The sequence below is a fragment of the Colwellia asteriadis genome (assembly GCF_039523295.1).
Taxonomy (GTDB): Bacteria; Pseudomonadota; Gammaproteobacteria; order Enterobacterales; family Alteromonadaceae; genus Colwellia; species Colwellia asteriadis.
This window is the reverse complement of record NZ_BAAAFA010000006.1, coordinates 99,061-113,803: the sequence shown is the minus strand read 5'-3', so window position 1 is coordinate 113,803 and position 14,743 is coordinate 99,061. Positions and strand designations below refer to the sequence as shown.

The window sequence follows — 14,743 nt, the reverse complement described above, 5'->3', positions numbered from 1 at the left end:
ATGACTATTACCGCTGCTAGTATGCAAAAAGATGTTTATAAAGAATTTCATAGTCGTGCTTACCACCCTGATGTGACTGAAGTTTATGCTAACTTCACTTCAAGAAGTGGTAAATTAAGCAACGTTGAAGACAATAAAAAAGTTGCATTTGTGGGTTTGCAATACTTTATTAAAAGCTATTTACAAGAAGAATGGGCTGAGTTTTTTAAGGCCGACAAAGTCACTGCCGTTGCTAACCATAAACGTATTATGAGTGCAATGTTAGGCTATTCTGTTGATGTTAAATACTTAGAAGACTTACACGACTTAGGTTACTTACCATTAAGAATAAAAGCATTACCTGAAGGGACACTGGTTCCTTATTTAGTACCACCAATGACTATTGTTAACACGAAAGAAGGCTTTCAGTGGTTAACTAATATGATTGAAACAGTGTTGAGCTGTGAAAACTGGCCAATTCAAACTAGCGCCACTACCTCAGTTGCTTACTTAAAAGTATTTAAAGAGTTTGCTAATAAAACGGGGCTTCCGCTAGATTTTGTTCCTTTTCAGGGCCACGACTTTAGCTTTAGAGGGATGTTTGGTAAACATGCTGCAGCAATGAGTGGTTTTGGGCATTTAGCATCAGGCTTAGTGGGCACTGACACTATCCCTGCCGTATTATTTGCTGAAAAGTACTACGGTGCTAATGTAGATAATGAGCTTGTGGGTTGCTCTGTGGATGCAACTGAGCATTCTGTTACGTGTTCATGGATCATGGAAGGTGAAATAGAGTTCTTCAAATACTTAATGAAAGAGCAATCTCCAACAGGCATATTAAGTGTAGTGTCAGATACCTGGGATTTTTGGACATTGGTGACTGATTATTTACCTCAGTTAAAGGCTGAGATAATGGCTCGCGATGGTACCTTAGTTATTCGCCCAGACTCTGGAGATCCAGTCAAAATCTTAACCGGCTATAAAGTTTCTCCTGTTTCAGAATACAGTGAATTATTTAATAGCCAAGCAGAAGCTGAACAAGATGTACTCGCTAAAGGTTATGAAGCATACCGTTGGAATGGTGAGTTTTATGGTTTTGAGAATGAGTCTACAGGTGAGCAACAAGCTAGCCCATTAATGCCTTGTGAAGTGAAAGGTTTAATTGAATGCTTATGGGACACTTTTGGTGGTACTACAACCAGCAAAGGCTTCAAGTTACTTGATGATCATATAGGTGCTATTTATGGCGATGCTATTACCCTTAAGCGCCAGCGTTTGATATTACAGCGTTTAATGGATAAAGGCTTTGCTTCAAAAGTTGTATTGGGTATTGGTTCTTATAGTTATCAGTATGTAACTCGTGATACTCACGGCTCAGCTGTAAAAGCAACAAGTGTTGTTAAAAACGGCGAACGTGTTGCTATATTCAAAGATCCTAAAACAGATACTAAGAAAAAATCTGCAAAAGGTTTATTAAAAATAGAACGAGTTAATGGCGAGTTAACCTTGTTTGATGATGTTTCTGCTGAAGAAGAAAATCAAGGATTATTAACCGTGGTCTTTGAAGATGGGCAACTAATTAAAGAAACGACTTTAGCTGAAGTGCGTGCAACCATAAACGAACAGATTTAAGTTGGTAGCTCGAGCAATCTAGTTTTAGGTTGCTCGCTTTTTTTATTATTTAACCTGAGCTAGGCTTAACAAATGTTTCTCTAGCAGCTATTTTTCCTAACTTCTTCGTTAAATTTACTTGCAATAGGCCAGCTATTGACGCGAAATTTACCTTGCTTATCATATGAAAAAAGAAAAACTATCAAGCGAGCGATGCAAAAAAATAATTTTTGCTGATATTTCAATTTGTTAAATATCTATTAAACCGAGATCAGATTATTTAAGCCGAATCGGCGCTACTCTTTTCAAGTTGTATCAGTCTTATTGTTTCTAGCCTTGCGTATAAGTGTTCGGTAAAAAAGCCATGCATTAAAAAGCGCTGTCCTAAATTCCATGGGCCCACTAAGTATTGCGGATATTTGTTGTAGGCTAATTCAGTTAAGGTTGGGTCATCAATAATTCGACCTATTCTAATGGCGATAGACTGGTCTAAATTAAAGCCATTAATTGCATCGCGATACTCATCTTTTTTCAGTAAAAAACAAAATAAGCACATAAATAAAGCATGCGACGTTTCAAAGTCGAGTATTTGCGTTGATCTTCTTTTGATATGAAAGTCGTCCATATTAATTGGCTGCCAGCTGTCCCAAGTACATTCTGTTGGCGTTTGGTTGGCTGAAATCGGTGCTTGGCTTTTGCCTAGTTTGATAAAACAGTCAAAGAGCTCTTGGTCGTGATCAACAAAAGTACTATTGAGCATATCGTTAATGGTTTTTGGGTAAAGGTTAACGCGATGTTCGTGCCCTGTATTTTCCGATAAAAAGTTTAAAATATTCGATTCAGTAGCAAAGTGCCTAAGAATTAAAAGGTTGGCTTCAGGTGAAACAAAATAACGACAAAACCAGCAAATAGTTTTTTGTAAAAAGTGATGGGCGCTAAATTGAGGGAAAGGTAACCGTTTAATAAACCAAACAATATGCAGCAGTATTGCAAAAAAAAGCTGTAATAATGGTCTTAATACCCAGCGAAAGCTGTTATTGAGATCTGTCATCCATAATTGCGTGGCAACCTTTTCTATCGGCAGAGAGTCATCATTGCTAATGGCCTGTAAATAAGGACTGACTTTTTTAGCCATTATCAACCTCCTCTAATTGCAGTTGATACAATTTAGCGACGACTTTTGCGGTGCGTATTATGTCGTTAATCCGCTCAGGCGATGTTGCTACGCGATCAATCAGACGGTAAAGCGCTTGTAAGTGATTTTCATCGTTTTCACCGTGGTAATCCATAAAGGCAGTAATAGTATTTTCAAATGAAAATTGCTCATTAATACGTTGTGACCATTTGCTGGCCATTTTGTTACCTAGACCTTCAATAATCCACATTGCACCAATTAAATCAACGGGGTTAGGTTGGCTTGCTCGGTACATTAAAAAGCCATGTAGTGCCTCCGAGCCTATATTTTTACTCGCTGCTTGAATGTCAGCTAAGGCTCCACCTGTTGCTACATAATCGTTTTCCAGTATTAGGTAATCACGATGCTCTTCTGTGGCGTGGCTAATGACGGTTGACCTGACATCGGCATATTCGCGATCAAAGCTTGAGGCACAACGGCTGATCCAGCGTGAGCCTTCAATGACTTGTTGGCGTAAATTAAGTAATAAGCTTTGATAATCTTCAATACTTAATCGCCCTTGCTCTAAGCGTTTTATAATAGGTACTTGCGTGATGGCTAGATCAAAATCGAACCAGACTTTTAGCAGTGATTGTAAGCAACTTTGTCCTAGCTTGGTTAAGACTATATTATCCATTATTTATTACCCTACAACAGTTAAGTGCATGTACGCACAGTTAAAACGACCACTTTCGGGAACCATGCAAAAAAGTGTTTCGCCAGCTTTTAGCTCATGAGTTTTAATGAACTCATCTAACATAATAAAAATTGATGCACAGCCGGTATTTCCACGTTGATAAAGGTTGGTATACCATTTTTCTTCAGCAATACTCGCCCCTGAAACTTCTAGCATTTCAAAAATTTTGTTTTTGAAATATTTTGATGAAAAGTGACATAACACATGGTCAATTTTATGAGGGTCAACGTGACCTTGTGCAATCAATTTTAAAAAACCTTGTACGCCAACAGCAACAATATTGTCGAGTAACCTAACATCTTGGCGTAATAACAGTGCGCCAGCTTGTTCTGCTTCGCCATAGCTTGAGTAGTCTTGCCATGTTTTTTGCTCTTCATCTTTAGATTGTCCCACCGACATACAAACAGGAAAAACATTGGCGTGTGAAAAACTTTTAATCCAATCAATACGAAGGCTACGGCCAGTTGGTCGAGGCTGATTTTCTAGTAATAATGCCCCTGCGCCGTCTGATAGCATCCACCGTAGAAATTCAGCATTAAAATCTACAGCTTGATCGGTAACTTGTTCATAACGGCTGTGTTTGAATAATCGTGAGGTAAGCTCACTAGCAATGACTAAGGCGTTATCGCTATCTTGACACCTTATATTATTAAAGGCGGTTTTAAGTGCCATCATGCTGCTAGAACATATGCCGTGGCTTGTGTGTAACTCTACTTCAGAAAGGTTTAATGCGGCTTGTACCATGCTACCAAAGCCAGGTAAAACCATATCTCCTTGACTGGTTGCACAACTTAACATTTGTATTTTGGCTGGAGCCAAGTAGCTTTCGTCAATACAATTCATACCTGCATTGGCGGCCATATCACTATTTGAAATTGTGGTTTGCTGTTGATCATTAATGGCGTAATGACGCTGTAAAATGCCATTAGAGTTTAAAATTTTTCGCTTTAAGCGACTTTTCTTACCGTGAATTAAACCTAATACCGATTCAATCTCTTCATTATTAACGGCTTTGCCGGGTAAGTAACGGCCAGTACTATTTATATAAACCTGCACTTAAATTCCTTTTTTAAAGTGCGCCTTTAAACAGCGCAAATTTTCTTCAACGTAGGGAAAAACACAAAGTAACGCCATAAATGTTAAGTAGGCGGGTAAGTAAGATGAAGTACCGTGCGGCTCACTAACTAAGGTTAGTGACATATTGCCAGCCCAATTAAAAGTAATAAGCTGTTGAAATTCAGCCCAATTAATAACAATAATTGAAATTAACATGTACAGTGGTAATGAACCAAGGTAGGTGTGGGCGTGCATTTCCCAGATAGATATTTCACGTTGAGGGGCGGCGTAGCGCACATCGCAATGAGCGACGATTTCGTGTGAAATCCAAGTAATAATACAAATAAGTAAAATTAACACATTTACGTCATACAATAAGCAGAGAATGATGGGAATACCCATTTGTATGCCCATTAACGAATGCATTAACGACTCTTTAATGCCTGAGGTTATTTCAATTTTGGTGGCTCTGTGGCAACACCAGTCAGCAAAGCCTGCAATACCCCATAAGGGTAAAAATAGGTAAAGCATTACATTGATGAGTAGTGCAGAAGTGTCCATTTCTATTTGTCCTTTATTATTCTTTTAAATTATTCAGTTACGCTTTTAATAACAAGTGAGTAGCTGCGCTATTTCTTTTGTATTTTATCCCTTTTGGTAAAGTATCCAAACAATACCTACCCCCGCAGAGTAGCCAATAACGTCATTGACTAAAGGACTATTTTCTTGCTGACTACCGTGCAACGAGTATGCACTTACATAAGCAGCTAGCCATAGCTTTTTGTGTTTCCATACTAAGCCAGTTGATACATTAGTGCCGGCATAACCGCCATTGGCATTATATGCACTGCGAGTAGCTGTTTGATACTGACTGTCTATACCATAAAAGTAATGCGCTAACTCATCATTTGCGGCATTAATATCAAGGGCGTTAGCCCATTCAAGTGTGCTGTTATTACTTAAGGAAAAGGTTTTTTGATGTGCCAAGCGTAAACCAGTACGCCAACCAATATCATCAAAACCTCTGAAGTCGGTTGCGATAACTTTACGGGTGTATAGCTCCGCTAATAAATAATCATCACTGTTAGGTTTTCCTTGCCAGTAATGTTTAATGGATGGTCCTAATTCAAATGACCAGTCAATATCTGGCATATTTCGACGGGCTTTATTATCGTCACTATTCACAGGAATGCCTGCCGACATTGAAATATCTAAATACCAACCGTTATCTTGCCATAACCAGCCCGTTAAACCTTCTCGGTCGATAGAGAGCTTTTCACTTTCATAATGAAAATAAGGTAGTGGCACTACATAGGTTTGATATTCATTAGAGCCAGGATAATCGGCAGTATGCAATGAAAAAGCACCAATGCCTAATTCAACTTTACTATTCGCGTAAACAGCAGGGCTGATAATGTTGCTTAGCATAATAAAACAGAGTGTTAGTAAACGATTATTCATTGGTCCAACGCTTAAATATTAAAGAGGTATTAATACCACCAAAGGCAAAGTTATTCGACATAACATAGTCAGTATTAATCGCTCTATTACTGTCTTGAATATAATCAAGTGGTGCACATTGTGGATCGATATTAGCTAAATTAATGGTTGGTGCAAAACTGTTGTCATTCATCATGTTAATACATGCCCAAGCTTCAATTGCACCACAAGCACCTAAGGTGTGACCTAAATAACTTTTAAGCGAACTAATTGGTACTTTTCCCAGAGCATTATAAGTGGCTTGTGACTCAGCAATATCACCTTTTTCAGTTGAAGTGCCGTGAGCATTAACATAACCAATTTTTTCAGCGCTAATATGTGCATCTTCAAGAGCAAGCTCCATTGCGCGTTGCATGGTTTCTGCTGTAGGTTGTGTTACATGGTTGCCGTCTGCATTGGAGCCAAAACCGACAATTTCAGCCAAAATAGTTGCACCTCGTGCTTGTGCTGAGGAAAGTTCTTCAAGTATTAACGTGCCAGCACCTTCACCAATTACTAAACCGTCTCGGTTTTGATCAAAAGGGCGCGGTGTTGCTTTAGGCTTTTCATTCGCAATACTGGTTGCAAATAAGGTGTCAAAAACAGCCGCACCAGATAAACAAAGTTCTTCTGCGCCACCTGCAATCATTATTTTTTGGCGACCAAATTTTATCGCCTCGTAGGCATAACCAATACCTTGAGAGCCAGATGTACACGCAGAGCTAGTAGTAATAGTACGACCTTTAACACCAAAGAAAACCCCAATGTTCACTGGTGCGGTGTGACTCATCATTTGAATGTAACTAGTGGCGGTAATACCATCCATAGAGTTGTTATTTAATAACTCACCAAAAGCGATAATAGGGGGTGTTGAGCCAGAGGATGATCCGTATGAAATACCAGTATCGCCATTAATTAAACTTGGGTGGTTCAATAAGTCGGCTGCAATTAAAGCTTGTTCGGTTGCGGCTGTCGCCATTAATGACACTCTTCCCATAGCGCGTATTTGTTTACGTTTATAGTGCGCTGGTTTGATAAAATCTTTTACTGGAGCACCTAAGCAGGTATTTAAGCCATTAACCGTTTGCCATTGCGGCATAATTTCTACGGCATTTTCGCCTTTTTGTAATGCGGCGCTAAAACTTGGCCAGTCTTGGCCTAGCGCGGTAATTGTTGACATTCCAGTAACTACAACTCGTTTCATTACGCTAATCCACCGTTAATTGAAATGGTTTGGCGGGTAATGTATGCAGCGTCGTCTGACATTAAAAAAGCGACGGTGGCGGCAACTTCTTCAGGTTGTCCCATACGGCGCATAGGTACCATTTTAAGAATGTCGTCGGTGGCTAAATCGTCTGTCATTTCTGTAGCAATTAAACCTGGTGCGACACTATTCACAGTAATTTTTCGTTTAGCTAGCTCTAATGATAATGCTTTTGCCGCACCAATAATCCCTGCTTTAGCGGCGCTGTAATTTACTTGCCCACGATTACCGGTAATACCTGAGACAGAGGTCATTGCGATAATACGTCCACCTTTTCGTGTTTGAATCATGGGCATTACTGTTGGATGAATAACATTGTAAAAACCTTCTAAACCGGTTTTTAATACCACATCCCAATCATCGCCAGACATTGCCGGAAAAGCCATATCTCGCGTTAACCCGGCATTACAGACTACACCGTAATATGCGCCATGTTCTGCGATGTCGGCTTCAATTATTTGTTTAGCAAGGGCTCTATCACAAACATCAAACTGAATAATATTAGCTTGTTGTTCAAGTGCTTCAATAGCTTGTTGTGTTTGTTGTGCTTGTTCAATACCTGTACGACAATGTACTGTAATATCAAATCCTTGTTGTGCTAATTTGATTGCAATGGCTTTACCAATACCACGGCTAGAGCCCGTTACTAATACACGTTTACTCATGAGTTTTCCTTGATAAATTGACTCGCGTCTTCAGGTTGAAAGGTGTTTACTTTGGCTTCAGCAAGTAGATTATCGCCGTGTTTAATCGTGCAGTTGAACACACTTAAGCCTGAAGGCTCAATGTAAAGTTCTTCAATGAAAATATCGAGCTTGCTATCACACGAAAAACTGGCTTGGTGTGTTAAGTATTTTCGACTACCCAACAAAAAACCAACCTGAATAGTGCTATTGTTATCTAATGCTTTTGCGCCAGCATAAGCGGCAATAGCTTGTGCCATATATTCAATACCAATATAGCTTGGTACTCCAGCAATATCTTTTTGGTAAAAGGGGGAAGTCTCACTAATGTTTACCCAACAATGTGCCGTGGTTTGATCATAATCCGCTAAGCCTGAGATTAAAATCATGGGATCTCGATGAACAATTAATTGTTCAATATCGTAGCTATGCACTGTTTTTTCCTAATATTAAGCTGATGTTATTACCGCCAAAGGCATATGAATTAGACAAACAATAACGGACTTTTTTGGTGGTATTATCGCCGACTAAATTGATTGCTGCTAAAGAAGGATCGATTTTACCATTATTCACGTTGCTTGGTAGTGTATGGTTTTCACTTTGATTTTGTAAAAGTAACCAACACAAACCCGCCTCAAGTGCGCCCGCTGCGCCTAATGTGTGGCCAGTATAACGTTTTGTTGAACTAGCTAACACGCTACTACCAAACAAACGATGTACTGCCTTGGCCTCCATGTCATCATTTTTTGGTGTGCCAGTGCCATGTAAATTAATATAGTCGATGTCGCTGGCTGATAAATTGGCACCTTTAAGTGCCAATGCCATTGACTGGTAAGCACCGTCACCCTCAGGGTGAGGCGCTGAAATATGGTAAGCGTCAGAGCTTTCGCCAGCAGAGCATAAGTTGATGCTATCGTTATTGCGGCTCATTAAAAAGAGCGCTGCGGCTTCGCCAATATTAATGCCATCTCGCTCAGCACCAAAAGGGTTACAAAGCCCTGCTGATACTGACTCAAGTGCACTAAAGCCATTAATGGTGAGTTGGCTTAACGCGTCAACGCCGCCGCAAAGTACCACATCAGCAATATTGCTTTCGAGTAGCATTTTAGCGGTTGCTAGTGATTTTGCACTGGAGCTACATGCGGTAGAAATACTATAAACAGGGCCTTGTGCGCCACAAACATGGGCAATAAATTGTGCGGGTGCTGCCATTTCTTGCGTCGCATAATGGTAGTCTTTAGGTATGTTACCGTTTGCTAATAACTGCGATCGGGCACGTTCACCTGATAAAATACCTGACGTGCTAGTACCAATAACTACAGCAATACGTTGCTTATCTATATTACCGGTGAGCTGTGTGAAAGTGTGCGCTATTTGCTGAAAAGCCTGCAATGCCAATTGATTATTTCGACTGTTAAAGTGGCTTGGGTAAGCTGACAAACATGGCAACTCTGCATTAACTTCACCGACAAAAATAGGAGTACCATCTAAGTGTAAGTCGTCTCTTTGGCTGAGGAATTCAGTTGAGTGATCTTGGCGTTGTATTGCTGTAAGCACCTGTGCTTTATTGTTACCTAACGCACAGTTTATACCTAAGTCATGTAGAAAAGTTGCCATAGTTACGACTCAATTGGGCTAATTATTAATTGATAATTTCTAGTAAGGTGATCAAAGCTTACTTGTGTGTTTGTGATGGTAATTTCAATAACGTTTTTATCGTTGGCGATTACTTTACGTAATAGCGCATCGCCATGCTTTTCTTCGGTGATTATTGCGCCATTTAACATAGTATTGAGCGTGGTTATTGGCCAATACACTAATTGAAAGTCAGCCATAATAAAAGCAGGCTCTATCGCTGTTAAGTTAACATAACTTTTTGATGTTATGGTGCCATCAGCCAAAGAAGCCATTTCAAATAACGGTATTCCTTGTAAACTTACTGCGACTACATCAACTTTTGGCTCGCTGATTTGTACTTGCATTAATACACTGTAACGTTTGTTTTGATGATTAATAGCGAGTAAATGCTGAAAATCCTGACCCACTAATTGTGCTGGCGCTTTTGATAGCAACAGTGTTACCTGCTCAGCAATTGTTATTTGTGGCGCAATTTGTTGCTCAGCATTAGTTGTCTGTTGATTACGGGCACAACCACTAAGCAGCAATAGCAGTATTAAGCTAAATATTTTTACTGGCATAAATCGACAAGCACCTTAAAGCGACGTTCGCTTTGCGCAACATAAGGATTAGCGGTGTCCCATGCATACCCAGCTAAGATTGAACTGATCATGCTTTTGACGTTTTTTTCTTGTTTTTGATAAAAAATAACATCTTGAAAACCGCCCTCATACCAAGCACTCACAAAGGTTTTAAAGCAATCAACGCCAGCACGTAGTGGTTTTTCAAAATGCTCAAAAAAATCAACATGCTCACCTTGTAAATATTTATCTACCTGTGGCGCAATAAGTGCCGATGAACATAAGGCGATGGTAATACCTGAGGAAAATACGGGATCTAAAAACTCACCCGCATTGCCGAGTAAAGCATAGTTTTTACCCGTTAAGCCCGTTACATCAGCCGAGTAACCTTGCAAGGTATTTACAGGGTTAGCCCAGTTAGCCTCACCGAGTAATCGTGCTAGATTAGGAGCTTGGTAGATAAAATCTTTTAATATCACCTCAGGAGTCGCCTGTGCATCAAATTGCTCAGGTCGACCAACAACACCAATACTGGCGGTACCATCTGAAAAAGGAATTAACCAATACCATATATCAGCATGTTTAGGGTGTACGGTAATAAGTATTTTATTGCGGTCAAAGTCAGCAGCGCTGATCTTATCTTCAACATGAGTGAAATAAGAATGCCTCACGGGGAAAACCGACGGTTTTTCCAATGATAAAAATTTTGGCAGCACACGAGCAAAGCCACTAGCATCGAGTAAAAATTTAGCCTTAACGTGGTAATTATTGCCCGCTTCATCAGTAATGGTTAATTCAGGTTGCTCAGGCTCAACATTAACCTCTACTACTTGGTGACCAAAGCGAACTTCAACACCTGCTTTACTGGCACCATCAGCAAGTAGTTCGTCAAAGGCGGCACGCTTTACTTGGTAGGTTGTACCGGGTCCGTCGCTAAACTTTTCGGTGAAATCAAAAAAAGTATCTTGCCCATTTTTATGAAACGCTGCGCCATCTTTATATTGAAAAGCTAAGCTATCAGCGTGTTGGTGAAGTGAGTCGACTAAGCCAGCTTGCGCTAAAAAGGTCATGCATTGTGGCAGTAAGCTTTCACCAATTGAGAAACGCGGAAAATACTGTTTTTCAATCACCAATACTTTATAGCCACGTTTTGCTAATAATGTTGATGCTACGGCACCTGAAGGCCCAGCACCAATAACAACCACATCAAAAAATTCTTTATTCATATTTTCCTCTAATGGTTAATGGTGCAATAAAGTAGATGCAAATTAACCCAATAACTACCGTTAAACCAAAACTAAAAATGGCCGGTGTTTTACTCACTACCAACAAACCAAAGACAAAGGCTGATGACAGTGCTGATAATGTTATCGCGATCACATTCATAGGATGTAAAGCACGACTTTGATAAAAAATAAGATAATCAATTGCTAAGGCTAAAATTAATACCAAAGCTAACGCGTTAAATATATTTAACGGCCCTTGTATAACATTGCTTAATAGCAACGAAATAATAATAGTAGCGAGTAGCGCTGCACCGGCATTAATCGCTGCGCGCCTCGTAAATTTTTTCCACAAGACGACAGTAAAAATAGCGATGGCAATAACTAGCCACAATAATAAGTTTTCACGAGCTAAAGTCATTAAATCAGATAATTGTGCTGCTTTATCAACAAGCATTACTTTATTGGCGTAAGGCGAAATCAGCTTTGCTAGTTTCGCCTTATCAATATTACTCACTTGCATGAGTGTGGTTACCGCCTGACTATCGCGATAATAAAACGGAGACACTAATGACTTTATTGGCGACTTTAATGCGTCTTCAACAGTTAACAAGGTGAATTGAGGGAAGGTGATTTTTTGCGTTAATAAGGTATTAATTTGCGTAAAGGTTTGGTTATTTTCTGCATTACTAAGCAACTGATAGTTTTCTTGCTGACTTTTTGCTGAAGGCACCCAATTACTGATGGCGCTCACTTGCGCTTTGCTTTCGGTAGACATTATTGCTTGGTTAAGCTGCTCTTCTAATTCAAGCGCCGCTTGGTTGTTATTAGCACGAATGAGTAATCTATGGTGATTCGTACCAAAGAGTAACTGTTGATGGCTTTGCTCGTTAGCTAATAGCTTGTCACTGCTGGCACTTAGCAGAGCAATATTATCGTCGAATGTTAACGGTGTAAAAACTTGCTTTGCCAGCAATAAGCCAAGACTTAGTAAAACAACCATTAGCATATTCTTGCGGTTTGATGCCATGATACTGGCAAGCTTTTGCCCTGTAGTTTTAAGGCGGCTATCGTTGATGGCTTTATTCGCGAGCTGCGGTACTAAAGTAAATACAGCGACAATTGCGCCTGTTAAGCCGAAAATTATAAAAGTGGCAATTTGCGCAAAAAAGCCAATCGGTGTGAATAAAAACATAGCATAACCAATCGCTGTAGAAGCAAAACCTAACAATATGGCATTGCGCACTGCGTTATTGTGTAGGCTCGTATCGCCTTGCTCTATTTTGTCGGTTAAATAGTGAAAGCAGTAGTCAATGGCAATACCAATTAAGGTGATACCAAAAACAAAACTGATCAGGTGCACCTCTTTAAAAACAATAAATAATGCTAGTAATCCATAGGTTATCGCATTGGTTAAGGTTAATAATACCGCAGATAATGCTTGTATACCTTGGAAGAAATACCACACTAAAATTATCATCGCTATTAAGCTTAAACTACCAAAAAGTGACATTTCAAAAGCTGCTTGTTGCGCATTTTCACTCGTATGAAAAACAATACCTGAATATTTTATTACGCTGTTTTGATAAGTACTTTGTATAGTATTTAGTGTATTTAATAATTCGGTCGCGAATAGCTGAGCATTAACAATATCTTTAGCTTGTTCAGGTAAATCAACAATAAGTATTGCTACTTCATCTTGCGGTGTTTGTTTTACTAAACGGCCATCTTGTTGCGAGATTCCGTTAGTATTCACCAGTGATTGTTCAATAAAGTTACCAATCATTAAGCTAGGATCAAGCTCAAATGAGGCTTGAACAAAAGGGTTAGCCGACTCACTCAGTTTGCTTAATATTTGCTCGTCAAAATTGTCACCCCGCTCTAAACTTTGTTTATTGGCAACAGAAAGTAAGCTGCCTTGATATTGACTATAAAAACGTGCAATTTCGTTAATGTCAGGGTTGACTTTTTCACTACTTAACCAGCCTTTTTTTGTAAAATCTTGGTGGGCTTGATCGTGCGCTTTTAGGTGTTGTTCGCCGGTAAAAGACAGTACAACTTTACTTTGGTGTTGGTTAAAAAAAGCCGCTTCGCTTTGCTGCCACTGAGCGCCACTTGCAGAGTCTTCTGTTGGTAACAAAGCTAACATATCAGCTTGAAAGTGGACTTTGTTAGTGACTAACATTGCCACAACAACAATGAGACTAAAGGCTAGCTGTAATGCACCTAATAGCACGACCCTTCGACTGCTATTGTTGTGATGCTTAGTCCTTGTCATGGTGTATTCCTTTGGCAACTGCGGAGATATTATTCGCTATGTGCGACATCTTCAGCGCTATTTTTTGAACTTTGTCGGGTGTAGCTTAGCATAATGTCGGTTTTGTTGTGTTGAGCATCAAGCAAGGTGATTTTGTCAACCTGACCAGCACCGCATAAGGTGAGTGAATTGATCACTTTACTTACGTCGCTATCTTTTGGCAAAAGCGTTATACACTGGGCAACATTCGCGGTGAAAAACGAGAACTCATCGGTAAGTTCGTTAAAGTCACCAGCAATGAGTAGGCGAATAATGCTGGAAAACCCTAACGCGTGTGGCATTGGTTTTTTTACCCCAGCTTCTTCAATATAGAGCATACCTTGCTCAAAAATAATGGCACTTTTGGCGGGTTTAAGCGTTTGCCATATAAAATCCTGCTGATTAATGCTAAACGTGCCTTTAGAAACAAAAGGTTTTTTCAACACTTTAAAATACTTATGCTGCGTAAATTGACCTTGGCGCTGCATATTTTTAGTTAATAATAAAATGTTACTAGCTTGCTGCGTGCTTAGCTCGATTTTAATATTTTTTTTGGCTGCGATATCTTGTTTGCTATCTTGCGCCAGTGCGGTATTGATAAATATCGTCATTAATAGCGACAATAACAGCGATATTAAAGGGAGTGTTATTGGCATTATAGTACCTTGGCTATTTTAGTTAGCAGTACCGCAGGGCTCTCAAATTGCATTTCTTTACTTTGCATGCATACCGCGACTTGTGTGGTGGTTGCTTTGGTAAGCTTTTTACCTGTTTGGGCATCAGAAATAATGTAATCTATTTTTAAGCGCTGCTCGTACTCTTTTAAAAAGGCTTCAATTTTTATTTGTTGAGTAAAGACCGTTGCTCCAACATATTTAATACGCATATCAATAATCGGCCACATATAACCTGAGTCGTACATATCATTGTAATCGTAGTTAAATAGGCGTAATAATTTACAACGCGCTAATTCTAGATAGCGTGCATAATTACCGTGCCACACTACTTGCATAGGGTCACAGTCATGAAAGGGAACTTCATAAAACTCACTTGCTGATAATAAGGCGTTGTTATTGTTCATTG

Annotated in this window: 15 protein-coding genes; 1 reads left to right on the top strand and 14 read right to left on the bottom strand. The window is 39.5% G+C overall.

Annotation, left to right across the window (positions count from 1 at the left end):
- On the top strand, window positions 1–1,611 hold the full coding sequence (locus tag ABD005_RS09900; protein WP_343817278.1) for a nicotinate phosphoribosyltransferase: 1,611 nt from the start codon (window positions 1–3) through the stop codon (window positions 1,609–1,611).
- A gap of 259 nt (window positions 1,612–1,870) precedes the next feature.
- Here the strand turns inward: ABD005_RS09900 and ABD005_RS09895 are convergent, their stop codons facing one another.
- The 14 genes from ABD005_RS09895 to ABD005_RS09830 form a co-directional block, all read right to left on the bottom strand.
- Window positions 1,871–2,725 (bottom strand): DUF6999 family protein, encoded by an 855-nt coding sequence (locus tag ABD005_RS09895; RefSeq protein WP_343817277.1) that lies wholly within the window; start codon window positions 2,723–2,725, stop codon window positions 1,871–1,873.
- Window positions 2,718–3,401 (bottom strand): iron-containing redox enzyme family protein, encoded by a 684-nt coding sequence (locus tag ABD005_RS09890; protein ID WP_343817276.1) that lies wholly within the window; start codon window positions 3,399–3,401, stop codon window positions 2,718–2,720. The genes ABD005_RS09895 and ABD005_RS09890 overlap by 8 nt, the downstream gene beginning before the upstream one ends.
- A 6-nt stretch (window positions 3,402–3,407) precedes the next feature.
- A complete protein-coding gene (locus ABD005_RS09885; protein WP_215978653.1) occupies window positions 3,408–4,517 on the bottom strand; it encodes a 3-oxoacyl-[acyl-carrier-protein] synthase III C-terminal domain-containing protein in 1,110 nt (369 codons plus the stop codon).
- Entirely contained in the window at window positions 4,518–5,078 is a 561-nt protein-coding gene (locus tag ABD005_RS09880) for a diguanylate cyclase (protein ID WP_343817275.1), read from the bottom strand.
- An 84-nt stretch (window positions 5,079–5,162) separates the two neighbouring features.
- Window positions 5,163–5,978, bottom strand: coding sequence for a MipA/OmpV family protein (locus ABD005_RS09875; protein WP_343817274.1), 816 nt, complete (start codon window positions 5,976–5,978; stop codon window positions 5,163–5,165).
- Window positions 5,971–7,200 carry a beta-ketoacyl-ACP synthase gene (locus ABD005_RS09870; RefSeq protein ID WP_343817273.1) on the bottom strand — a complete coding sequence of 410 codons (1,230 nt, stop codon included), beginning with the start codon at window positions 7,198–7,200 and terminating at the stop codon, window positions 5,971–5,973. Before ABD005_RS09870 ends, ABD005_RS09875 begins: the two co-directional genes overlap by 8 nt.
- The gene (gene fabG, locus ABD005_RS09865; protein ID WP_343817272.1) at window positions 7,200–7,925 is read right to left on the bottom strand and encodes a 3-oxoacyl-ACP reductase FabG; all 726 of its coding nucleotides are present in this window, start codon (window positions 7,923–7,925) and stop codon (window positions 7,200–7,202) included. Before fabG ends, ABD005_RS09870 begins: the two co-directional genes overlap by 1 nt.
- Window positions 7,922–8,377 (bottom strand): hotdog family protein, encoded by a 456-nt coding sequence (locus tag ABD005_RS09860; protein WP_343817271.1) that lies wholly within the window; start codon window positions 8,375–8,377, stop codon window positions 7,922–7,924. The genes fabG and ABD005_RS09860 overlap by 4 nt, the downstream gene beginning before the upstream one ends.
- A complete protein-coding gene (locus tag ABD005_RS09855) occupies window positions 8,370–9,560 on the bottom strand; it encodes a beta-ketoacyl-ACP synthase (protein ID WP_343817270.1) in 1,191 nt (396 codons plus the stop codon). The genes ABD005_RS09860 and ABD005_RS09855 overlap by 8 nt, the downstream gene beginning before the upstream one ends.
- A gap of 2 nt (window positions 9,561–9,562) precedes the next feature.
- Window positions 9,563–10,141, bottom strand: a complete 579-nt coding sequence (locus ABD005_RS09850) for a DUF3261 domain-containing protein (RefSeq protein ID WP_343817269.1) — start codon at window positions 10,139–10,141, stop codon at window positions 9,563–9,565.
- Window positions 10,132–11,367: an NAD(P)/FAD-dependent oxidoreductase gene (locus ABD005_RS09845; protein ID WP_343817268.1), complete on the bottom strand. Its 1,236-nt coding sequence runs from the start codon at window positions 11,365–11,367 to the stop codon at window positions 10,132–10,134. Before ABD005_RS09845 ends, ABD005_RS09850 begins: the two co-directional genes overlap by 10 nt.
- On the bottom strand, window positions 11,360–13,642 hold the full coding sequence (locus tag ABD005_RS09840) for an MMPL family transporter (RefSeq protein ID WP_343817267.1): 2,283 nt from the start codon (window positions 13,640–13,642) through the stop codon (window positions 11,360–11,362). Before ABD005_RS09840 ends, ABD005_RS09845 begins: the two co-directional genes overlap by 8 nt.
- 29 nt (window positions 13,643–13,671) lie before the next feature.
- Window positions 13,672–14,316, bottom strand: coding sequence for an outer membrane lipoprotein carrier protein LolA (locus ABD005_RS09835; protein WP_343817266.1), 645 nt, complete (start codon window positions 14,314–14,316; stop codon window positions 13,672–13,674).
- Window positions 14,316–14,741, bottom strand: a complete 426-nt coding sequence (locus ABD005_RS09830) for an acyl-CoA thioesterase (protein WP_343817265.1) — start codon at window positions 14,739–14,741, stop codon at window positions 14,316–14,318. The genes ABD005_RS09835 and ABD005_RS09830 overlap by 1 nt, the downstream gene beginning before the upstream one ends.
- Window positions 14,742–14,743 lie beyond the last annotated feature (2 nt).

Coding starts and splice junctions, on each gene's coding strand:
- ABD005_RS09840 (WP_343817267.1), bottom strand. CDS start 13,642: ATGACAAGGACTAAGCATCACAACAATAGCAGTCGAAGGGTCGTGCTA.
- ABD005_RS09900 (WP_343817278.1), top strand. CDS start 1: ATGACTATTACCGCTGCTAGTATGCAAAAAGATGTTTATAAAGAATTT.
- ABD005_RS09850 (WP_343817269.1), bottom strand. CDS start 10,141: ATGCCAGTAAAAATATTTAGCTTAATACTGCTATTGCTGCTTAGTGGT.
- ABD005_RS09880 (WP_343817275.1), bottom strand. CDS start 5,078: ATGGACACTTCTGCACTACTCATCAATGTAATGCTTTACCTATTTTTA.
- ABD005_RS09890 (WP_343817276.1), bottom strand. CDS start 3,401: ATGGATAATATAGTCTTAACCAAGCTAGGACAAAGTTGCTTACAATCA.
- ABD005_RS09845 (WP_343817268.1), bottom strand. CDS start 11,367: ATGAATAAAGAATTTTTTGATGTGGTTGTTATTGGTGCTGGGCCTTCA.
- ABD005_RS09895 (WP_343817277.1), bottom strand. CDS start 2,725: ATGGCTAAAAAAGTCAGTCCTTATTTACAGGCCATTAGCAATGATGAC.
- ABD005_RS09830 (WP_343817265.1), bottom strand. CDS start 14,741: ATGAACAATAACAACGCCTTATTATCAGCAAGTGAGTTTTATGAAGTT.
- ABD005_RS09855 (WP_343817270.1), bottom strand. CDS start 9,560: ATGGCAACTTTTCTACATGACTTAGGTATAAACTGTGCGTTAGGTAAC.
- ABD005_RS09835 (WP_343817266.1), bottom strand. CDS start 14,316: ATGCCAATAACACTCCCTTTAATATCGCTGTTATTGTCGCTATTAATG.
- fabG (WP_343817272.1), bottom strand. CDS start 7,925: ATGAGTAAACGTGTATTAGTAACGGGCTCTAGCCGTGGTATTGGTAAA.
- ABD005_RS09870 (WP_343817273.1), bottom strand. CDS start 7,200: ATGAAACGAGTTGTAGTTACTGGAATGTCAACAATTACCGCGCTAGGC.
- ABD005_RS09875 (WP_343817274.1), bottom strand. CDS start 5,978: ATGAATAATCGTTTACTAACACTCTGTTTTATTATGCTAAGCAACATT.